The sequence below is a fragment of the Kitasatospora sp. NPDC056273 genome, assembly GCF_042268845.1.
GTDB lineage: Bacteria > Actinomycetota > Actinomycetes > Streptomycetales > Streptomycetaceae > Kitasatospora.
This window is the reverse complement of sequence record NZ_JBHJSJ010000012.1, coordinates 109,971-134,034: the sequence shown is the minus strand read 5'-3', so window position 1 is coordinate 134,034 and position 24,064 is coordinate 109,971. Positions and strand designations below refer to the sequence as shown.

1 protein-coding gene is annotated in these 24,064 nt (G+C 75.2%); it reads left to right on the top strand.

Annotated elements, in window-relative coordinates; all coding sequences use genetic code 11:
- The first annotated feature begins 129 nt into the window (after window positions 1-129).
- A complete protein-coding gene (locus ACFCY1_RS13710) occupies window positions 130-24,063 on the top strand; it encodes a non-ribosomal peptide synthase/polyketide synthase (protein WP_375874653.1) in 23,934 nt (7,977 codons plus the stop codon).
- The last annotated feature ends 1 nt before the right edge of the window (window position 24,064 follow it).

Below are 24,064 nucleotides of genomic sequence, written 5' to 3'. Positions count from 1 at the left end.
ACCAGGCCGCTCCGCTCGCCGACAGCGTGATGCCACCCACCAGGCCGCTCCGCCCGCCGACAGCGTGACGCCACCGCAGTCGGCGCGTCCTGCGCGCCTGCCCGCCCACACTCTTCCGGAGGTCTTCCCATGTCCCGTCGCGACGGCGACGTCCTTCCCCTGACCGGGGCCCAGCGCGAGATCTGGCTCGCCGAACAGCGCTCCCGGACACCGATCCCCGGCTACCGCGTCGGCGAGTGCCTGGAGATCCACGGGCCGGTCGACGCCGGGCTGTTCGAGACGGCGCTGCGCCGGGTGGTCGACGAGGTCGACGCCCTGCACGTGACCTTCGTCGACGAGGGCGAGGGCCCGCGCCAGGTCCTCCGCGAGACCTGGGACTGGGCGCCGGCCCACCTGGACCTCAGCGGGGAGCCCGAGCCCCGTGCGGCGGCCCTGGAGTGGATGGAGCGGGACCTGCTGCGCCCGCTGGACCTCGCGCGCGACCCGCTGTTCGGGCACGCGCTGGTCAAGCTGTCGCCGACCGAGTACCTCTGGTACCTGAACTACCACCACGTGGTGCTGGACGCGATCAGCAGCTCCATGGTCCGCGGGCGGGTCGGCGAGGTGTACTCGGCGCTGGCCGACGGCGGCCCGGTGCCGCCGTCCCCGTTCGGCCCGCTGCGGGACCTGGTCGACAGCGACGCCGCCTACCGCGCGTCGGCGGACTTCACCGCCGACCGCGACTACTGGACGGAACGCTTCGCCGACCGGCCGGAACCGACCCGGCTGACCCGCACGGCCCCGACCGACCCGGACCGCGCGCTGCGGCTGGCCGAGGAGCGGGAACTGCGGCGCCCGGACGCGCTGCGCGCCGCGGCGGCGAGGACCGGCGTCCGCTGGTCCCGCCTGGTGGTCGCGGCGGCGGCGCTCTACGCGCACCGGCTGACCGGAACGCGGGACGTGGTGCTCGCCCTCCCCGTCACGGCCCGCCGGTCCGCCGACCGCGACCTGACGGCGGTACCCGGCACGATGTCCAACGTGGTGCCCCTGCGGCTGACCGTACGACCGGACATGCCGTGGGGCGACCTCGTCGCCCAGGCGGCGCGGGAGGTCGAGGCGGCCGTCGCGCACGAGCGGTACCGGAGCGAGGACCTGCTGCGGGACCTCGGGGCCCCCGGCAGCATCGGGACGGCGTTCCCGCTGATCGTCAACATCATGGCGTTCAACTCCCGGCCGACCTTCGCCGGGCACCCCGCCTCCGTGCACCACTTCGTGTCGGGGTCGACCAGCGACCTGGCCGTCTGGGTGTTCGACTACCGGGACGGCAACCCGCCGCTGCTCAGGCTGCACGGCTCGCCCGAGGCGTACGGCGCGGACGACCTCGCCGCCCACCAGCAGCGGCTGATCGCCCTGCTCGACGCCGTCGCGGACTGCGACCCGGACGAGCCGCTGGCCCGGATCGACCTGCTCACCGCCGAGGAGCACCGCGAGGTGGCGGCCCTCGGCACCGGGCCGACGGCGGAACTCCCGGCCGAGACCCTGCCGGAGCTGTTCCGCAAGCACGCGCGGGCCACGCCGGACGCCGTCGCGGTGGTGGGGCCGGAAGCGTCGCTGACGTACGGGGAGCTGGACGCGCGGGCGAACCGGCTGGCGCACGCGCTGATCGCGCGGGGCGCGGGGCCGGAGCGGCTGGTGGCGGTGGCGCTGCCGAGGTCGGCCGAGCTGGTCGTGGCGATCCTCGCGGTGCTGAAGACCGGCGCGGCCTACGTCCCGGTCGATCCCGAGTACCCGGCCGCCCGGATCGCCCACCTGCTCGACGACGTCCGCCCGGCCCTGGTGGTGACCGACACCCTCAGCGCGGGGCGGCTGCCGGGGGAGGGCTCCGTCGACCGGCTGGTCCTCGACGACCCGGCGACGGCCGACCTGGTGAACGGCCAGTCGCCGGCCGACCCGATGGCGGCCGTCGACCCGGGCCACCCGGCGTACGTCATCCACACCTCCGGCTCCACCGGCCGGCCCAAGGGCGTGGCGCCGACCCACGGCGGCCTGCTCAACCTGCTCACCGACCTCCGGCAGGTCCACCTCCCGCCAGTGACGGGTGACCGGCCGCGGCGGCGGGTGGCCCTGACCACGTCGGTGTCCTTCGACGCCTCGTGGAACCAGTTGCTCGCCCTGTTCGCGGGCCACGAGCTGCACGTCCTGGACCACGAGACCTGGACCGATCCCGACGCCTTCGTCGGCTACGCGGCGCGCCACGGGCTGGACTACGTCGAAGCCACCCCGTCCTACCTCCAGGTCCTGGTCGCCCACGGGCTCCTGGGCGACGGGAACCGGCGCCCGGCGCTGGTCGCGGCCGGCGGCGAGGCCGTCCCGGAGCGGCTGTGGGCGGAACTGCGGGCGGCGGACGGGGTGTCCTGCCTCAACCTCTACGGACCGTCCGAGTGCACCGTCAACCCGGTGGTCGCCTCCGTGGGGTCGAGCCCGCTCCCGGTCATCGGCCGGCCCGCCACCAACGTCCGGCTCCACGTGCTCGACGGCGCCCTGCGGCCGCTGCCGGTCGGCACGCCCGGCGAGCTGTACATCGCCGGGCCCGGCCTGGCCCGCGGCTACCTGAACCGGCCGGGCCTCACCGCCGGACGGTTCGTCGCCGATCCGTACGGTCCGGCCGGCTCGCGCATGTACCGCACCGGCGACCTGGTGCGCTGGAACGCCGAGGGGCAGCTGGAGTTCCTCGGGCGCACCGACGACCAGGTCAAGGTCCGCGGCTTCCGGGTGGAGCTCGGCGAGGTCGAGGCCGTCCTCGCCGAGCACCCGCTGGTCGCCGGGGCCGCCGCCGTGGTGCGCACCGAGGACGAGCCCCGGCTGGTCGCCTACGCCGTCGCCGAGCCCGGCGCCACGGTCACCGACACCGCCCTGCGCGAACACCTCCGGGAGCGGCTGCCCAAGCACATGGTGCCCTCGGCCTTCGTGCTGCTGGACGCCCTGCCCCTGACGCCGAACGGGAAGCTCGACCGGCGGGCCCTCCCCGCGCCCGACCGGCAGCCCGCCGACCGGGGCCGAGCCCCGCGCACCGCGACCGAGCAGCTGCTCGCCGGGCTGTTCGCCGAGGTGCTCGGCGTACCGGAGGCCGGCGCCGACGACGACTTCTTCGACCTCGGCGGGCACTCCCTGCTGGCCACCCGGCTGGTCGCCCGGGCCCGGTCGGTGCTGGGCGTGGAGCTGGGGCTGCGCGACCTGTTCGACGCGCCGACGGTAGCGGGACTGGCCGCGGCGGTGGACGTCGCGGGCCGGGCCCGCCCGGCGCTGGGGCGGCGCGAGCGGCCCGCGGCCGTCCCGCTGTCCTTCGCGCAGCGCCGGCTGTGGTTCCTGCACCGCATGGAGGGCCCGAGCGCCACGTACAACATCCCGCTGGCGCTGCGGCTCGGCGGAACCCTCGACCAGCGGGCCCTGGACGCCGCCCTGGCGGACCTGGTCGAGCGGCACGAGAGCCTGCGCACCGTCTTCCCGGTGGTCGACGGCGTGCCGTGCCAGCGGGTCCTGGAGGCCGACGAGGCCCGGCCGCGGCTGCGGGTGACCGAGGCCGGCGGGCGCGAGCTGCCGGACCTGCTGGGAGAGGCGGCGCGGTACGGCTTCGAGCTCGCCGAGGAGCCGCCGCTGCGCGCCGAGCTCTTCCGGCTCGGCGCCGAGGAGTACGTGCTGCTGCTGGTCGTGCACCACATCGCCGGTGACGGCTGGTCGGCGGGGCCGCTCCTGCGGGACCTGCGGACCGCCTACGCGGCCCGTACCGGGGGCGCGAAGCCGCAGTGGTCGCCACTGCCCGTCCAGTACGCCGACTACGCCCTCTGGCAGCGGGAACTGCTCGGTGACGGCGCCGACCCGGACAGCCTGCTCAGCGGCCAGCTCGCCTACTGGCGGGAGCGGTTGGCGGACCTGCCCGAGCAGGTGGAGCTGCCCTTCGACCGGCCCCGCCCGGCGGTGATGTCCTACCGGGGCGCCCACCTGCCGGTGCGGATCGACGCTGAGCTGCACCAGGGCCTGCGCGACCTCGCCCGGGACGGCGGCGCCAGCCTCTTCATGGTGCTCCAGGCCGGACTGGCCGCCCTCCTGGGCAAGCTCGGCGCCGGCACCGACGTCCCGATCGGCACCCCGATCGCCGGCCGCACCGACGAGGCCCTGGACGACCTGGTCGGCTTCTTCGTCAACACCCTGGTGCTGCGCACCGACCTCTCCGGAGACCCGTCCTTCACCGAACTGCTGGGCCGGGTGCGCTCCGACGCGTTGGCCGCGTACGCCCACCAGGACGTGCCGTTCGAGCACCTGGTGGAGGCGCTGAACCCGACCCGCACCCTGGCGCACCACCCGCTGTTCCAGACCATGCTCGCCCTGCAGAACGCGCCGCTCGACACCGTCGACCTGTCCGGACTGCGGGTGACGACCGACCTGGTGCACACCGGGACGGCCAAGTGCGACCTGACCTTCATCCTGGCCGAACAGCCCGAGGGCCTCTCGGGCGTCCTGGAGTACAGCACCGACCTGTTCGACGAGGCCACCGCGGCGGGCATCGTCGACCGGTGGCTGCGGCTGCTGCGCGCCGTCGTCGCCGACCCGGGCCGACGGATCGGCCGAGTGGACGTGCTGTCCGCCGACGAGCTCCGCGCGCTGCTCCCGGCCCGTACCGAGGAGGCCGCGCCGGAAGGCAGTCTGACCGCGCTCTTCGAGCGGCAGGTCCGGACCGACCCGGCCGCCGTGGCCCTCACGGACGGTGAAGCAACCTTCTCCTACGGCGAGTTGAATGCCAGGGCCAACCGGCTCGCGCACGCGCTCATCGAGCGGGGCGTGGGCCCGGAGCAGCTGGTGGCCCTGGCCCTGCCGCGCTCGGCGGAGCTGGTCGTGGCCGTCCTCGCGGTGCTCAAGGCCGGCGGCGCCTACGTGCCGGTGGACCCGACGTACCCGGCGGCCCGGATCTCCTACCTGCTCCAGGACACCCGGCCCGCGCTGCTCGTCACCACGAGCGCTGTCGGCGAGCTGCCGGGGGCGGACCACCTGGACCGGCTGCTGCTGGACTCCGCCGACCTGGACGGGCGGCCGGACGCCGACCCGGGGGTCGCCGTCGGTCCCGGCCACGCCGCCTACGTCATCCACACCTCCGGCTCCACCGGCAACCCCAAGGGCGTGGTGGTCCCGCACCGCAACGTGGTGCGCCTGTTCCGGACGACGGAGGAGCTGTTCGGCTTCACCGCCGACGACGTCTGGACGCTCTTCCACTCCTACGCCTTCGACTTCTCCGTCTGGGAGCTGTGGGGCCCGCTGCTGCACGGCGGCCGCCTCGTGGTCGTGGACCACGAGACCAGCCGCTCGCCCGGCCGGTTCCTGGAACTCCTCGCCCGCGAGCGGGTGACCGTCCTCAACCAGACGCCGTCCGCCTTCTACCAGCTGATGCAGGCGGACGCCGAGCAGCCGCGTGAACTCGCCCTGCGCACCGTCGTGTTCGGCGGCGAGGCGCTGGAGCACGGCCGGCTGGCGAGCTGGTACGAGCGGCACCCGGAGGACGCGCCGCGGCTGGTCAACATGTACGGCATCACCGAGACCACCGTGCACGTCACGTACGCCGCGCTCGACCCCGCCGGCACCGGCGCCGGCGGGATCGGCGCGGCCCTCCCGGACCTGCGGACGTACGTGCTCGACGACGGCCTGCGGCCGGTGGCCCCGGGCGTGCCCGGCGAGCTGTACGTCGCGGGCCCCGGCCTGGCGCGCGGCTACCTGAACCGGTCCGGCCTCACCGCCGGACGGTTCGTCGCGGACCCGTTCGGACCGGCCGGATCGCGGATGTACCGCAGCGGTGACGTGGTGCGCCGGGCCGCCGACGGCGGCCTGAGCTATGTCGGCCGGGCCGACCAGCAGGTGAAGGTGCGCGGCTTCCGGATCGAGCTCGGCGAGATCGAGGCGGCGCTGGCCGCGCACCCCGGCGTCGGCCAGGTCGCCGTCCTCGCCCGGCAGGACCGTGCCGACGACACCCGGCTGGTCGCCTACCTGGTCCCGGCACCGGGCGCCGAACCGCGCCCGGCCGAGCTGCGCGAGCACCTCTCCGAGCGGCTGCCGGAGCACATGGTGCCCTCGGCGTTCGTCGAGCTGGACGCGCTGCCGCTGACCGCCAACGGCAAGCTGGACCACCGGGCCCTGCCCGCCCCCGACCTCGCCCCGGCGTCGGCCGGCCGCGCCCCGCGCACCCCGCAGGAGCAGGTGCTCTGCGAGCTGTTCGCCGAGGTCCTGGGCGTGGCGTCGGCCGGCGTCGAGGACGGTTTCTTCGACCTCGGCGGGCACTCCCTGCTCGCCACCCGCCTGGCCGCCCGGATCCGCGCGACGCTCGGCGTGGAGATGCCGCTGCGCACCCTGTTCGAGGCGCCGACCCCGGCCGCCCTGGCCGCCGCCCTGGTGGCGGCCGGACCGGCGCAGACCGCCCTGGTGCGGCGCGAGCGCCCCGAGGCGGTCCCGCTGTCCTTCGCGCAGCGGCGGCTCTGGTTCCTGCACCAGCTGGAGGGCGCCGGCGCGAACTACCACATCGCCCTGGCCTGGCGGCTGTCCGGGGAGCTGGACCGGCGGGCCCTGGAGGCCGCTCTCGCGGACGTGGTCGGACGGCACGAGAGCCTGCGGACCGTCTTCCCGGCCGTCGACGGCGTCCCGCACCAGCGGGTGCTGGACGTCGTGGCGGCCCGCCCGCGGCTGCTCGTGAGCCGGACCACGGAGGCCGGGCTGTCCACCCTGATGGCGGCGGCGAAGGACCGGCCGTTCGACCTGGCGGCCGACGCGCCGCTGCGGGTCGAGCTGTTCGAACTGGCGCCGGACGAGCACGTGTTCCAGCTGGTGCTCCACCACATCGCGGGTGACGGCTGGTCGCTGGGCCCGCTCACGCAGGACCTGACCGCCGCCTACGCGGCGCGCTGCCGCGGCGGGGCACCGCGGTGGGAGGGCCTGCCGGTCCAGTACGCCGACTACACCCTGTGGCAGCACGAGCTGCTCGGCGACTCCACCGACCCGGACAGTCCGTTCGCCCGCCAGGCGGCCTACTGGACACGGCAGTTGGCCGGCCTCCCGGAGCGGATCCAGCTGCCCGCCGACCGGCCCCGCCCTGCCGTCGCCTCGCACCGGGGCGGCTTCGTGCACGCCGGACTGGACGCCGAACTGCACCGTGCGCTGCGCGCGCTCGCCCGCGAGCACGGCACCAGTCTCTTCATGGTCCTCCAGGCCGGCCTGGCGGCGCTGTTGGGCAAGCTCGGCGCGGGCGACGACATCCCGGTCGGCAGCCCGGTCGCCGGCCGGACCGACCAGGCGCTGGACGAGCTGGTCGGCTACTTCGTCAACACCCTGGTCTTCCGCACCGACACCTCGGGCGATCCGACCTTCGCCGAACTGCTGGACCGGGTCCGGGACACCTCGCTGGCCGGGTACGCCCACCAGGACCTGCCGTTCGAGCACCTGGTCGAGGCCCTCAACCCGGTGCGCTCGCTGGCGCACCACCCGCTGTTCCAGGTCATGCTGGTGCTGCAGAACGCGCCCCGGGCCGACTTCGCGCCGCCCGGGCTGAACGTCGACGACATGCCGTTGACGACGACCACCGCCAAGCTCGACCTGATCTTCACCCTGTCCGAGCGGCAGGCGCCGGACGGTTCCCCGGAGGGGATCGACGGGCTCGTCGAGTACGCCGGCGACCTCTACGACCCGGCCACCGTCGAGACGATGTTCGGGCGCCTGGAGCGGCTGCTCCGCGCCGTGGTCGCCGACCCGCGGCGGCGGCTCAGCCGGTACGGCCTGCTCTCCTCCGAGGAGCACGGCGACCTGGCGGCCCTGGGCACCGGACCGGAGGTGGAGCTCCCGGCCGCGAGCGTGCCGGAGCTGTTCCGGGCGCAGGTGCGGGCGACGCCGGACCAGGTGGCGCTGGTGAGCGGGGACGTCTCGCTGACGTACGAGGAGCTGGACGCGCGGGCGAACCGGCTGGCGCACGCCCTGATCGCCCGGGGCGCGGGGCCGGAGCGCCTGGTGGCGGTCGCCCTGCCGAGGTCGGCCGACCTGGTCGTGGCGATCCTCGCCGTGCTGCGGACCGGGGCGGCCTACGTCCCGGTCGATCCCGAGTACCCGGCCGCGCGGATAGGGCACATGCTGGACGACGCAGGCCCGGTCCTGGTGGTGACCGACGCCCGGACCCGGGACGGGCTGCCGGAGGCCGGTCCGGCCGGGTGGCTGGTGCTCGACGACCCGGCGACGGCCGCCCTGGTGGCCGGCTGCCCGGCGACGGACCCGCTGGTCGCCATCGACCCGGGGCACCCGGCCTACGTGATCTACACCTCCGGTTCCACCGGCAGGCCCAAGGGCGTGCTGTCGACCCACGGCGGCCTGCTCAACCTCTTCGTCAGCCAGCGTCCGCTGCTGTTCCCCCGGGGGACGAAGGAGCGGCTGCGCATCGGGCTGACCACCTCGGTGTCGTTCGACGCCTCCTGCGACCAGCTGTCCAGCCTGTACGCGGGCCACGAACTGCACGTCCTGGACGAGGCGACCTGGTCCGACCCGGACGCCTTCGTCGACTACGTCAGGCGCGCCGGGCTGGACTACGTCAACGCCACCCCGTCCTACCTGCACGAGCTCGTCGCCCGGGGGCTCCTGGACGACCCGGAGCGCCGCCCCGCGGTGGTCTCGATGGGCGGGGAGGCCGTTCCGGACCGGCTGTGGGAGCGGCTGCGGGCCGTCGAGGGCGTGTCCTGCCTGAACTACTACGGGCCGTCCGAATGCACGGTGGACGCCGTCGTCGCACCGCTGGGATCGAGTCCGCGCCCGGTGATCGGCCGGCCGCTCGGGGGCCTCCGGCTGTACGTCCTCGACAGCACGCTGCGCCCGGTGCCCGCGGGCGTGGCGGGTGAGCTGTACCTCGCCGGGGCGGGCCTGGCCCGCGGCTACCTGAACCGGCCGGGCCTCACCGCCGGCCGCTTCGTGGCGGACCCGTTCGGTCCGACCGGCACGCGCATGTACCGCACCGGCGACCTGGTCCGCTGGGGCGCCGACCGGAACATGGAGTTCCTCGGCCGGACCGACGACCAGGTCAAGGTGCGCGGCTTCCGGATCGAACTCGGCGAGGTCGAGGCGGCGTTGGCGGAACACCCGCAGGTCGCCCAGGTCGCCGTGACGGTCCGGGAGGACCGGGCCGGGGACGCGCGGCTGGTCGCCTACCCGGTGGCCGTCACCGGGGCGGAACTCCGGCCGGAGGAGCTGCGGGCGCACCTGCGCGAGCGACTGCCGGAGTACATGGTCCCGACCGCCTTCGTGCCCCTGGGGAGCCTGCCGCTGACCGCCACCGGCAAGCTGGACCGGCGCGCGCTGCCCGCACCCGTCCACACCGCGCCGACGACCGGCCGCGCGCCGCGCACCCCGCAGGAGCAGGTCCTCGCCGAGCTGTTCGCCGAGGTGCTGGGCGTGGCCGAGGTCGGGGCCGACGACGACTTCTTCGACCTCGGCGGGCACTCCCTGCTCGCCACCCGGCTGGTCGCCCGGGCGCGGGCCGCCCTCGGGGTGGAACTGGAGCTGCGCGCCCTCTTCGAGACGCCGACGGTGGCCGGGCTGGCCGCCGGCCTCGGCGGGGCCGGCCGGGCCCGGCTCGCCCTGGAACGGGTGGAGCGGCCCGCGCTGGTGCCGCTGTCGTCCGCCCAGCGGAGGCTGTGGTTCCTGCGCCAGCTGGAGGGCGCCGACTCCGTCTACAACATGCCGCTCGCATGGCGGCTCTCGGGACCGCTGGACCTGGCGGCGCTGGAGGCGGCGCTGGGCGACGTCAGTGCCCGGCACGAGACCCTGCGCACCGTCTTCCCGGCCGTGGACGGGGTTCCGCACCAGCAGGTGCTGCCCGCCGGAGCGGCACGCCCGACGCTGTCGGTCACCCCGGTCGACGAACCGGCCCTGCCGGAACGGCTGGCGGCGGCAGCGGCGCGCGGATTCGACCTCGCGGCCGAACCGCCGCTGCGCGCCGAGGTGTTCGGGCTCTCGGCGGAGGAGCACGTGCTGCTCCTGGTGATCCACCACATCGCCGGTGACGGCTGGTCGCTGGGCCCGCTGGCGGCCGACCTGGCCACCGCGTACGCGGCCCGCCGCCGGGGCGAGGAGCCGCGGTGGGCGCCGCTGCCCGTGCAGTACGCCGACTACACGCTCTGGCAGCGCGACCTGCTCGGCGACGCGGCGGACCCGGACAGCCTGTTCGCCCGCCAGGCGGACCACTGGACGCGGACACTGGCCGGCCTGCCGGAGCAGCTCCGGCTCCCCGCCGACCGCCACCGCCCCGCGACCCCCTCCTACGCCGGCGGACACCTCGACGTCGAACTGGACGCCGAACTGCACGCCGGACTGGTCCGGCTGGGCCGGGAGCACGGCGCCAGCGTCTACATGGTGCTGCAGGCCGCCCTGGCCTCGCTGCTGGACAAGCTCGGCGCGGGCGACGACATCCCGGTCGGCAGCCTGATCGCCGGCCGGACCGACCAGGCGCTGGACGACCTGGTCGGCTTCTTCGTCAACACCCTGGTGCTGCGCACCGACACCAGCGGCGACCCGACCTTCGCCGAGCTGCTGGCCCGGGTCCGGGAGGGCGCGCTCGGCGCGTACGCCCACCAGGACCTGCCGTTCGAGCACGTCGTCGAGGCCCTCAACCCGGCCCGGTCGCTCGCCCGGCAGCCGCTGTTCCAGGTGCTGCTCGCGCTGCAGAACGTGCCCCGCACCGAGTTCGCGCTGGACGGTCTGGACTCCGAGATCCTCCTGGTGCGCACGCCCACCGCGATGTTCGACCTCGGCTTCCACCTGCTGGAGCACGGCGGCACCGGCGGGCCGGCCGAGGGCATCGTCGGGCGGGTCGAGTACAGCACCGACCTGTTCGACCACGCCACGGTGGAGACGCTGCTCGCCCGGTGGCTGCGGCTGCTGGCGGCGGTGGTCGCCCAGCCGGACCGGCCGCTGAGCCGGATCGACGTCCTCACCGCCGAGGAACGGCACGAGCTGCTGGTCGCCCGCAACGACACCGCCCGCCCGGTGACCGTCGAGAGCCTGCCCGCCCTGTTCGAGTCCTGGGCCCGGGCGACCCCGGAGGCCCCGGCCGTGGTGTTCGAGTCCACCGTGCTCACGTACGGCGAGCTGAACGCCCGGGCCAACCGGCTGGCGCACGCGCTGATCGCGCGGGGCGTCGGGCCGGAGCAGACCGTCGCCCTGCGGCTGCCGCGCTCGGCCGAGCTGGTGGTCGCCGTCCTCGCGGTCCTCAAGACGGGCGCGGCGTACCTGCCGGTCGACCCGGACTACCCGGCCGCCCGCATCGCGTACATGCTGGAGGACGCCCGGCCGACCGTCGTGCTCGACGACCCCGCGGCCGTCACACCGGACGGGGACCACCCGGAGACCGACCCCGTCGTCACCGTGGACGCACGGCACCCGGCCTACGTCATCTACACCTCGGGCTCCACCGGCCGGCCCAAGGCCGTGGTGATGCCCGCCGCCGGGCTGCTGAACCTGCTGGCCTGGCACCACGAGGCCGTCGGCGGCGAACCCGGCACGCGCACCGCGCAGTTCACCGCGATCAGCTTCGACGTCTCGGTACAGGAGGTGCTCTCCGCGCTGCTGTACGGCAAGACCCTGGTGGTGCCGACGGAGGAGCAGCGCCGCAGCGCCGAGCTGTTCGCCCACTGGCTGGACCGGCACGGGGTCGAGGAGCTGTTCGCGCCCAACCTGGTGGTCGAGGCGCTCGCCGAGGCCGCCGAGGAGGCCGGGCTGGAGCTGCCGCACCTGCGGCTGGTCGCCCAGGCCGGTGAGGCGATGCGCCTGAGCGGTGCGGTGCGCCGCTTCCAGGGCCGTCGGCCCGGCCGGGTGCTGCACAACCACTACGGCCCCGCCGAGACCCATGTGATCACCGCCTACCCGTTGCCGGCCGACCCGGCGGACTGCCCGCTGCCGGTGCCGATCGGCCGCCCGATCGCCAACTGCCGCGTCTACGTGCTGGATTCGGCCCTGCGTCCGGTCGCCCCCGGGGTGCTGGGCGAGCTGTACCTGGCCGGGGCGGGTCTGGCCCGGGGCTACCTGAACCGGCCCGGGCTCACCGCCGGACGCTTCGTCGCCGACCCGTACGGTCCGGCGGGCAGCCGGATGTACCGCACCGGCGACCTGGTCCGCTGGCGGGCCGACGGGGAGCTCGAGTTCGCCGGCCGGGTCGACCACCAGGTGAAGGTGCGCGGCTTCCGGGTCGAACCGGGCGAGATCGAGGCCGAGCTGACCGCCCACCCGGGCGTCGCCCAGGTCGCGGTGCTCGCCCGCGAGGACCGGATCGTCGCGTACGTCGTCCCGTCGGCCGGGAGCGGGGCGACCGCGGCGGCGCTGACGGCGTACCTGCGCGGCCGGGTGCCGGACTACCTGGTGCCGTCCGCGTTCATGCTGCTCGACGCGCTGCCGCTGACGCCGAACGGGAAGCTGGACCGGGCGGCGCTGCCCGCGCCCGAGGCCACGGCCAGGGAGACGGGCCGGGCGCCGCGGACGCCGCAGGAGCAGATCCTGTGCGAGCTGTTCGCCGAGGTGCTGGGCCTGGCCCGGGTCGGGGTCGACGAGGACTTCTTCGCGCTGGGCGGGCACTCGCTGCTCGCCACCCGGCTGGTATCCCGGGTCCGGGCGACCCTCGGGGTCGAGCTGGAGCTGCGCAGCCTGTTCCGGACCCCGACAGCCGCCGGGCTGGCCGCCGGGCTGCACGACGCCGGCACCGCGCGGCAGGCGCTGGTGCCCAGGCCGCGCCGGGAGGAACCGCTGCCGCTGTCCTTCGCCCAGCGCCGGCTCTGGTTCCTCCAGCAGTTCGGGGCGCCCAGCGCCACGTACCACATGCCGCTGGCCCTGCGGCTGTCCGGCCGCCTCGACCGGGCCGCGCTGAGCGCCGCGCTCGCCGATGTGGTGGCCCGGCACGAGACGCTGCGCACGGTGTTCCCGCAGACCGCCGGAATCCCGTTCCAGCGCGTGCTGGACAGCACCGAGGCCGCCGTCCCGCTGACCGTCCGAGCGGCCGGCGAGGCGGAGGTGCCCGCGCTGCTGCGCGAGGCCGCGGTGCGCGGCTTCGACCTGACCTCGGAAGTGCCGCTGCGGGCCGAGCTGTTCGCGGTCGCGCCGGAGGAGCATGTGCTGATGCTGGTCATGCACCACATCGTCGGGGACGGCTGGTCGATGGGCCCGCTGGCCCGCGACCTGGCCACCGCCTACACCACCCGCCAGGGCGGCGGGGCGCCGGACTGGCCGCCGCTGCCGGTGACGTACGGCGACTACACCCTGTGGCAGCACGAGATCCTCGGCGACGAGCACGACGCCGACAGCCTGTTCGCCCGCCAGGTCGCCTACTGGAAGGAGGCGCTGGCCGGGCTGCCCGAGCAGCTCCCGCTGCCCGCGGACCGGTCGCGCCCGGCCGCCATGTCGTACGGCGGCGACCTGCTGGACGTCCGGCTCGACGCCGAACTGCACGCGGCACTGGTGGAGTTGGCGCGACGCTCGGGTGCGACCCTGTTCATGGTGCTGCAGGCCGCGCTGGCGGCGCTGTACACGCGGCTCGGCGCGGGCACGGACATCCCGATCGGCTCGCCGATCGCGGGCCGGACCGACGAGGCGCTCGACGAGCTGGTCGGGTTCTTCATCAACACCCTGGTGCTGCGGACGGACACCAGCGGCGATCCGAGCTTCACCGAACTGCTCGGCCGGGTCCGGGAGACGGCGCTGTCGGCGTACGCGCACCAGGAGGTGCCCTTCGAGCACCTGGTGGAGGCGCTGAACCCGTCCCGCTCGCTCTCCCACCACCCGCTGTACCAGACCGGGCTGGTCGTGCAGAACGCGCCGGGCGGCGACTTCGAGCTGCCGGGCGTCCGGGTCTCCGGGGTGAACGTTCTCACCGGGACCGCGCGGCTCGACCTGACCTTCGGGTTCGCGGAGGAGCACGGGCCCGACGGCGCGCCGGCCGGGCTCAGCGGTGCGGTGGAGTACAGCACCGACCTGTTCGACCGCTCGACGGTCGAGGACCTGGTCGCCCGCTGGACCAGGCTGCTGGCCGCGGTGGCCGCCGCGCCCGAGCGGCCGATCGGCGGGATCGACCTGCTGTCGGCCGAGGAGCGGCGCGAGCTGCTGCCCGCCGTCGACGGCGGGGCGGCCGGGGCGAGCCTGCCGGCGCTGTTCGCGGCGCGGGTGGCGGCGGCGCCGGACGCGGTCGCGCTGGTCTGCGGCGAGGCCGAGTTGACGTACCGGGAGCTGAACGCCCGGGCGAACCGGTTCGCTCACGCGCTGATCGCCCGGGGCGTGGGCCCTGAGCGGCTGGTGGCGGTGGCCCTGCCGCGCTCGGTGGAGTCGGTGGTGGCGGTCCTCGGTGTGCTGAAGGCCGGAGCGGCGTACCTGCCGGTGGACCCGGCGTACCCGCGGGCGCGGATCGACTTCATGCTGGCGGACGCCCGGCCGGTGCTGGTGGTCGACGACCCCGCGATGGTGGCCGAGGGCGACGGGCCGGAGAGCGACCCGGAGGTCGTTCTCGACGTCCGGAATCCGGCGTACGTGATCTACACCTCGGGTTCGACCGGCCGTCCCAAGGGCGTCGTGGTCAGCCACGGCGGTGTGGCGGGCCTGGCGGCGGCGCAGGTCGAGCGCCTCGGCGTCGGGCCGGGCAGCAGGGTGCTGCAGTTCGCCTCGCCCAGCTTCGACGCGTCGTTCTGGGACGTCTGCAGCGCCCTGCTCAGCGGCGCCGCCCTCGTCCTGGCCTCGGCCGAGGCCCCGCTGGAGTCGCTGACGGACCGCCGGCTCGGCGTCACCCATGTGACCCTGCCGCCCTCGGCCCTGGCGGCCGTGGACGGCGCCGAGGTCACGGCCGGCACCCTGGTGGTGGCGGGGGAGGCGTGCCCGCCGGAGCTGGTGGCGCGGTGGGCGCCGGGCCGTCGGATGATCAACGCGTACGGCCCGACCGAGACCACGGTCTGCGCGACGATGAGCGACCCGCTGGCGCCGGGAGCGGGTGCGCCGCCGATCGGCCGTGCGGTCGCGGGCTTCCGGGTCTACGTGCTGGACGACCGGCTGCGCCTGGTGCCGCCGGGTGTGCAGGGGGAGTTGTACGTCGCCGGTGCGGGTCTGGCGCGCGGTTACCTGGACCGGCCGGGGCTGACGGCGGGCCGGTTCGTGGCCTGCCCGTTCGAGCCGGGGGAGCGGATGTACCGCACCGGAGACCTGGTGCTTCGGCGCGCCGACGGTGAGCTGGAGTACGTCGGCCGCGCCGACGACCAGGTGAAGGTCCGCGGCTTCCGGATCGAACTCGGCGAGATCGAGGCGGCCCTGGCCGGGCACCCCGTCGTCGCGCAGTCGGCGGTCCTGGCCCGGGACGAGCGCCTCGTCGGCTATGTGGTTCCGAGGCCCGGCGCTTCCGCCCGTCCGGCGGAGCTGGCGGCGCACCTGCGCGAGCGCCTGCCGGACTACCTGGTCCCGTCCGCGTTCGTGCTGCTGGAGGCGCTGCCGCTGACGCCGAACGGGAAGCTGGACCGGGCGGCGCTACCCGCGCCCGAGGCCACGGCCAGGGAGACGGGCCGGGCGCCGCGCACGCCGCAGGAGCAGATCCTGTGCGAGCTGTTCGCCGAGGTGCTGGGCCGGGCCCAGGTCGGGGTCGACGAGGACTTCTTCGACCTCGGCGGGCACTCCCTGCTCGCCACCCGGCTGGCCGCCAGGGTGCGCTCGGTGCTCGGCGTGGAGCTGGGGCTGCGCACGCTGTTCCAGACGTCCACGGTGGCGGGTCTGGCGGGGGCGCTGGCCGAGGCAGGCAGTGCACGCCCGACGCTGGCCGTACGGGAGCGGCCGGAGGCCGTACCGCTGTCCTTCGCCCAGCGCCGGCTCTGGTTCCTGCACCGGATGGACGGCGCGGCCGCGACGTACCACATCCCGCTGGCGCTCCAGCTGACCGGGACGCTCGACCGGGCGGCGCTGGACGAGGCGCTGGCCGACGTGGCGGCCCGGCACGAGAGCCTGCGGACGGTCTTCCCGGAGGTGGACGGCGTCCCGTGCCAGCGGGTCCTGGACCCGGCCGAGGCCCGGCCCCGGGCCGGGCTGACCGAGGTCCCGCAGGACGAACTGCACGGCCGGCTCGCCGAGTTCGCCCGGCGGCCCTTCGACCTGGCGGCGGAGCCGCCGCTGCGGGCGGAGCTGTTCGCGGTCGCGCCGGACGAGCACGTGCTGTTGCTGGTGATGCACCACATCGCCGGTGACGGCTGGTCCACCGGCCCGCTGGCCCGCGACCTCGCCGAGGCGTACGCCGCCCGGAGCACGGGCCGCGCACCCGGTTGGTCGGACCTGCCGGTGCAGTACGCCGACTACACGCTCTGGCAGCGCGACCTGCTCGGCGACGCCGCCGACCCGCAGAGCCGGTTCGCCGAGCAGCTCGACTACTGGAAGCGCCAGCTGTCCGACCTGCCGGAGCTGCTCCAGCTGCCCGCCGACCGGCCGCGGCCGGCCGTCGCCGGCTGGCACGGGGACCACGTCGGCCTGGAGCTGAGCCCTGAACTGCACGCCGCGCTGACCGAGTTGGCGAGGAACACCGGCACCAGCCTGTTCATGGTGCTGCAGGCGGCGCTGGCGGCGCTGTACACCCGGCTCGGCGCGGGCACGGACATCCCGATCGGTTCGCCGATCGCGGGCCGGACCGACGAGGCACTGGACGAGCTGGTCGGGTTCTTCGTGAACACGCTGGTGCTGCGGACGGACACCAGTGGTGATCCGAGCTTCGCCGAACTGCTCGGGCGGGTGCGGGAGGCGGCGCTGTCGGCGTACGCCCACCAGGACGTGCCGTTCGAGCACCTGGTGGAGGTGCTGAACCCGTCCCGGTCGCTGTCGCACCACCCGCTGTTCCAGACCATCCTGGCCGTGCAGAACGCCCCGATGGGCCGGTTCTCGCTGCCGGGCCTGGAGGTGGCCACCTACGCGGTGGCCACCGGAACGGCCAAGTTCGACCTCGGGGTGAGCCTCGTCGAGCAGTTCGGTCCGGACGGGAGCCCGGCCGGGATCGTCGGCGCGGCGGAGTACGCCACCGACCTGTTCGACCGCTCGACGGTCGAGGCCCTGGTACGGCGCTGGACGCTCCTGCTGGAGGCCGTCACCGCCGACCCGGACCGGTCGATCGGCGCGGTTGACCTCCTCGACGGCGAGGAGCGGCACCGGCTGCTGGAGCGCGGCAACGCGACCGCCCGCGAGGTGGCCGCGGTTCCGGTGCCGCAGGCCTTCGCGGCGCAGGTGGCGGCGACGCCGGACGCGGTCGCCCTCGTCCGGGGCGACGTCGAGCTGACGTACCGTCAATTGAACGCCCGGGCCAATCGGTTCGCGCACTCGCTGATCTCCCAGGGGGTGGGCCCGGAGCAGCTGGTGGCGGTGGCGCTGCCGCGCTCGGTGGAAGCCGTGGTCGCCGTCCTGGGCGTGCTGAAGGCCGGGGCGGCGTACCTGCCGGTGGATCCGGCGTACCCGCGGGCGCGGATCGACTTCATGCTGGCGGACGCCCGCCCGGCGCTGCTGGTCGACGACCCCGCCATGGTGGCCGGGGGCGACGGGCCGGAGACCGACCCGGAGGTCGCCCTCGACGTCCGGCACCCGGCGTACGTGATCTACACCTCGGGTTCGACCGGTCGGCCCAAGGGCGTCGTGGTGAGCCACGCCGGGGTGGCGAGCCTGGTCGCGGCCCAGATCGAGCGGTTCGCGATCGAACCCGGCAGCCGGGTGCTGCAGTTCGCCTCGCCGAGCTTCGACGCCTCGGTGTCGGAGATCTACACCGCCCTGCTGCGCGGTGCGGCCCTGGTGCTGCCCCCGGCGGGGGACCCGGTCGCGGCGCTGGCCGACCCGGGCCTCGCGGTCACCCATGTGACCGTGCCGCCGTCCGTCCTGGCCGCCGTGCCGGAGGGTTCGGTGGCGGTGTCGACGCTGGTGGTGGCGGGGGAGGCGTGCCCGCCGGAGCTGGTGGCGCGCTGGGCGCCGGGCCGGCGGATGATCAACGCGTACGGCCCGACCGAGACCACGGTCTGCGCGACCATGAGCGACCCGCTGACGGCGGGAGCGGGCGTGCCGCCGATCGGCCGGCCGATCGCCAACGCCCGGGTGTACGTGCTGGACGACCGGCTGCGGCCGGTGCCGCCCGGTGTGCCCGGCGAGCTGTACGTCGCGGGCGCGGGTCTGGCGCGGGGCTACCTGGACCGCCCGGGGCTGACGGCGGGCCGGTTCGTGGCCTGCCCGTTCGAGCCGGGCGCCCGGATGTACCGCACCGGCGACCTGGTCCGCTGGCTCGGTGACGAGCAGCTGGAATACGTCGGCCGGGCCGACGAGCAGGTGAAGGTGCGCGGCTTCCGGGTCGAGCCCGGCGAGGTCGAGGCGGCCCTGGCCGCACACCCCGCCGTCGCGCAGTCGGCGGTCCTGGCCCAGGACGACCGGCTCATCGGCTACGTCGTCCCCCGCCAGGAGGAGGCCCGCGACAGCGCCCTGGAAGCGGACCACGTGGGCGAGTGGCAGGACATCTACGACGCCCTGCCGATCGTTCCCGAGGACGCCGGCTTCGGCCAGAACTTCGTGGGCTGGAACAGCAGTTACGACGCCAGCCCGATCCCGGTCGAGCAGATGCGGGAGTGGCGGGACGCCACGGTGGCGCGCATCCTGGCCCTGCGCCCCCGCCGGGTGCTGGAGGTCGGCGTCGGTACCGGCCTGCTGCTCTCGCAGGTCGCACCGCACTGCGAGACGTACTTCGCGACCGACTTCTCCGCCACCGCGATCGACGCGCTGGCCGCCCAGGTGGCCGGCCAGGAGGAGCTGGCCGGCCGGGTCGTCCTGCAGACCCGCCCGGCACACGACACCGACGGGCTCCCGGCCGGGGAGTTCGACACCATCGTGATCAACTCGGTGGTGCAGTACTTCCCGTCCGCCGAGTACCTCGTGGACGTGATCGGGAAGTTGATGGGGCTGCTCGCCCCCGGCGGCGCGCTCTTCGTCGGCGACGTCCGCAACCTGCGGCTGCTGCGCCCGCTGGCCACCGCCGTCCAGCTCCACCGGGTCGGCGAAGGTGCGGACCTCACGTCGGTGCGCCGCACGGTGGAGCAGGCCCTGCGGGTGGAGAAGGAGCTCCTGGTCGACCCGGACTTCTTCACCGCCCTGCGGGAGCACGGTACGGACATCGGCACGGCGGTCGTCGAGGTCAAGCGCGGCCGCCACCACAACGAGCTGACCCGCTACCGCTACGACGTCACGCTGCACAAGCCGCCGGTCACCCCGACGGCCCCGGAGCGGTCCGTCGAACTGGCCTGGGGCCGGCAGGTCGCCGGATCGGCCGAACTGCGCGAGCTGCTCGCCCAGTCGCCCCTCGGAGCGCTGCGGATCACCGGGGTGCCGAACCGCCGGGTGGCGCAGGAGGCCGCACTGGCCCGGGCGGTGCAGGACGGCGACGGCTCGCTCGCCGAGCTGCTGGAACGCCTGCATGCCCCGGAGGACGCCGACCTGCCCGACCCGGAGGACTTCCACGCCCTCGGCTCGGAGTTCGGCCGCTCGACGGCCGTCACCTGGTCGGCCACCGCGGCGGACGCCGTGGACGTCGTCTTCACCGACCCCCGGGCGCTCCACGGCTCCCCGGTCGAGGCGTACCGGCCGGCCCGGGCCACGGGTGCGCCGCTGTCCTCGCTGACCAACCGCCCGACCGGAAACCGGGGCACCAGCGCCCTCCTGGGTGAACTCCGCGACTGGCTGCGGGACCGGCTGCCCGACTACCTGGTCCCCTCGGCGTTCGTGGCGCTGGAGGCGCTGCCCCTGACGGCCAACGGCAAGCTCGACCGCCGTGCTCTGCCCGCCCCCGACCTCGGCCCGGTCGCGGTCGGACGGGCGCCGCGCACCCCGCAGGAGCAGCTCCTCGCCGAGCTGTTCGCCGAGGTGCTGGGCCTGCCCGCGGTCGGCGTCGACGACGGCTTCTTCGACCTGGGCGGGCACTCCCTGCTGGCGACCCGCCTGGCCTCCCGGGTCCGGGCGACCCTCGGCGCGGAGCTGGAGGTCCGGACGCTGTTCGAGACCCCCACCGTGGCCGGGCTGGCCGCCCGCCTGGACGGCTCCGGAGCGGCGCGGCCCGCACTGACCGCCCAGGCCCGCCCCGACCGGGTGCCGCTCTCCTTCGCCCAGCGCCGTCTCTGGTTCCTGCACCGGATGGACGGGCCGAGCGCCACCTACAACATGCCGCTCGCGCTCAGCCTGACCGGCGAGCTGGACCGCCCGGCCCTGCACGCCGCGCTCGCGGACGTGGTGGCCCGGCACGAGAGCCTGCGGACGGTGTTCCGCGAGACGGACGGCGTGCCGTACCAGGTCGTGCTGAGCGCCGAGCAGGCGCGCCCCGCACTGCCGGTGGTGGAGATCGACGAGAGCGCCCTGGCCGGGCGCCTGGCGGAGACGGCCGGGTGCGGCTTCGACCTGGCCGCGGAGCCGCCGGTCCGGGCGGAGCTGTACGCGCTCGCCCCCGACCGGCACGCCCTGCTGGTCGTGGTGCACCACATCGCCGCCGACGGCTGGTCGATGGGCCCGCTCTCCGGTGACCTCGCCGCGGCCTACGCGGCCCGCTGCCGCGGCGAGGCCCCGCGGTGGTCCCCACTGCCGGTGCAGTACGCCGACTACAGCGCCTGGCAGCGCGACCTGCTCGGCGACGCCGCCGACCCGGACAGCCTGTTCGCCCGGCAACTGGCCTACTGGAAGGAGGAGCTGGCCGGCGTCCCGCAGCAACTTCAGCTGCCCGCCGACCGGCCGCGGCCGCCGGTGGCCTCCCAGCGCGGCGACGGGGTCGCGGTCCGGCTCGACGCCGAACTGCACCAGGCCCTGCGGGACCTGGCCGCCGCGCGCGGCGCCAGCATGTTCATGGTGCTCCAGGCCGGACTCGCGGCCCTGCTCACCCGGCTCGGCGCCGGCACGGATATCCCGGTCGGCAGCCCGATCGCCGGCCGGACCGACCAGGCGCTGGACGAGCTGGTGGGGTTCTTCGTCAACACCCTGGTGCTGCGCACCGACACCGGCGGTGACCCGTCCTTCGCCGAACTGCTCGGCCGGGTCCGGCAGAAGGCGCTCGGCGCGTACGACCACCAGGACGTGCCGTTCGAGTACCTGGTCGAGGTGGTCAACCCCGCGCGGTCGCTGGCCCACCACCCGCTGTTCCAGATCATGCTGGCCCTGCAGAACGCGCCGGTCGGCGAGTTCGCGCTGCCGGGGCTGGAGACCGGCCACCTGGCGGCGCCGACCGGCACCTCCCGGGTCGACCTGACCTTCAGCCTGGCCGAGCGGTTCGGCCCGGACGGCGCCCCCGACGGCCTGGTCGGCGCGGTGGAGTACGCCACCGACCTGTTCGACGCGCCCACCGTGGAGCTGCTGTTCGAGCGTCTGGCCCGGCTGCTGCGCGCGGCGGTCGCCGACCCGGACCGGCCGATCAGCCGGATCGACATCATGCCCGCCGAGGAGCGCCGCCGACTGCTCGCCGGGTCCACCGGCGTCGCGGCCGAGCTGCCCCGGGCCGCGGTGCCGGAGCTGTTCGCCCGCCAGGTGCGGGCCACCCCGGAGGCGGTCGCGGTCGTCGCGGGCGGCACCGAGCTGACCTACGCGCAGCTCGACCAGCGGGCCGCCCGCCTGGCGCGGGCGCTGATCCGCCAGGGCGTACGGCCGGAGACACCGGTCGCGGTCATGCTGGACCGCTCGGCGGAGCTGGTCGTGGCGATCCTGGCGATCATCAAGGCCGGCGGCGCCTACGTGCCGCTGGACCCGCGCTTCCCCTCCTCCCGGGTCGACCTGATCCTGCGGGAGAGCGGGGCCGCCCTGGTGCTCACCCGGGAGGTGCTCACCGCACTGGAGCGGTCCGCGGCCGCCGATCCGTCCGACGTCGAAGTCCCCTGTGTGCCGGAGCAGTTGGCGTACATCATGTACACCTCCGGCTCGACCGGCCGGCCGAAGGGCGTGGCCGTCACCCACCGCGACGTGGTGGGCCTCGCGCTCACCCCCGAGTGGCGGGGCGGCGGACACGCGCGGGTGCTGATGCACTCCCCGACGGCCTTCGACCTCTCCACCTACGAGCTGTGGGTGCCGCTGCTCAACGGCGGCCGGGTCGTGGTGGCGCCGCCGGAGCAGCTCGACCTCGACCTGCTCCAGCACACCATCACCGCGCACGGGGTGACCGGACTGTGGCTCACGGCCGGACTGTTCCGCCTGGTCGCCGAGGAGCGCCCGGGCCTGCTCGCCGGAGTCCGCGAGGTGTGGACCGGCGGCGACGTGGTCTCCCCGGCCGCCGTCGCCCGGGTGCGGGAGGCCTGCCCCGGCATCGAGGTGGTCAACGGCTACGGGCCCACCGAGGCCACCACCCTGGCCACCCGGCACCCCGTGGACGACCTCCCCGAACACGCCGCGACCGTGCCGATCGGCCGGCCGATGGCGAACATGCGCGCCTACGTGCTCGACGAGCGGCTGCGCCCGGCGCCGACCGGCATGGTCGGCGAGCTGTACCTCGCGGGGACGGGCGTGGCCCGCGGCTACCTCGGGCGGGCCGGCCTGACGGCGGAGCGCTTCACCGCCGACCCGTACGGGCCGTCCGGCAGCCGGATGTACCGCACCGGCGACCTCGCCTCCTGGCGGACCGACGGCACGCTGGACTTCGCCGGACGCGCCGACCACCAGGTCAAGCTGCGCGGCCTGCGGATCGAGCCCGGCGAGATCGAGGCCGTCCTGGCGGGCTGCCCGGGCGTCGCCCAGGCGGCCGTCGTCGCCCGCGAGGACCGGCCGGGGGACAAGCGGCTGGTCGCCTACCTGGTGCCCGCCCCGGAGGGGGCGCCCGAGGCGGGCGAGCTGTCCGGCCGGCTGCGCCGCGACCTGCCCGACTACATGGTGCCGGCGGCGTTCGTCACCGTGGACGCGCTGCCGCTGACCGCCAACGGCAAGCTCGACCGGGCCGCCCTGCCCGCCCCCGAGTACGGGTCCTCGACCGCCGGGCGCGGCCCCCGGACGCCGCAGGAGCAGCTGCTGTGCGGCCTCGTCGCCGAGGTGCTCGGCCGGGAGCAGGTGGGCATCGACGACAACTTCTTCGACCTGGGCGGGCACTCGCTGCTGGCCGCCCGGCTGGCCTCCCGGGTCCGCGAGACCCTCGGCCTGGAGTTGGGCCTGCGGATGCTCTTCGAGGCGCCGACCGTGGCCGGTCTCACCGAGCGCCTGCTCATGGACGACCCCGAGGACGCGTTGGACGTGGTGCTGCCGCTGCGCTCGACCGGGACCGGGACGCCGCTGTTCTGCGTCCACCCCGGCGGCGGCATCAGCTGGTCGTACAGCGGCCTGCTGAACCACCTCGGCCCGCAGCACCCGGTCTACGCCATCCAGGCGCGCGGCCTCGGCCGGCCCGAACCCCTGCCGACGTCCTACGAGGAGATGGCGGCGGACTACGCCGACCAGATCCAGAAGATCCAGCCGGAGGGCCCGTACCTGCTGCTCGGCTGGTCCGCCGGCGGGCTGATCGCCCACGCGCTCGCCTGCGAGCTGCAGTCGCGCGGCGAACGGACCGCACTGCTGGCGATCCTCGACGCCTACCCGGTGAAGGAGGTGCGGTTCGAGGTGGCTCCGGTGCCCACCGTGCGGGACGTGCTCGTCGGCGTGCTCGACGTCGACCCGGACGAGCTGGGCGACCGGGAGATCACCTACGCCGAGGTCGCCGAGGTGCTGAATCGCCGGGGCAGCGCGCTGGCCGGCCTGACCGAGCGGCAGGTCGAGGTGATCGTCGAGATCATGATCAACAACTCGAAGCTGGCGGTCGACTTCGTCCCCGGCGACTTCGACGGGGACCTGCTGCTGTTCAACTCCACGATCGACCGCGCCGAGGACAACGCCGGGCCCGAGACCTGGCGCCCCTACGTCACCGGCCGGATCGAGTCCCACGAGATCACCACCCGGCACGACCGGATGACCCAGGCCGGCTCGCTGGCCCAGATCGGACCGGTCCTGGCCGCCAGGATCACCGAGGCCGTCGGTGACACCGACGGCACCACCACCCTTTCCCACCAGGAGGACTGAC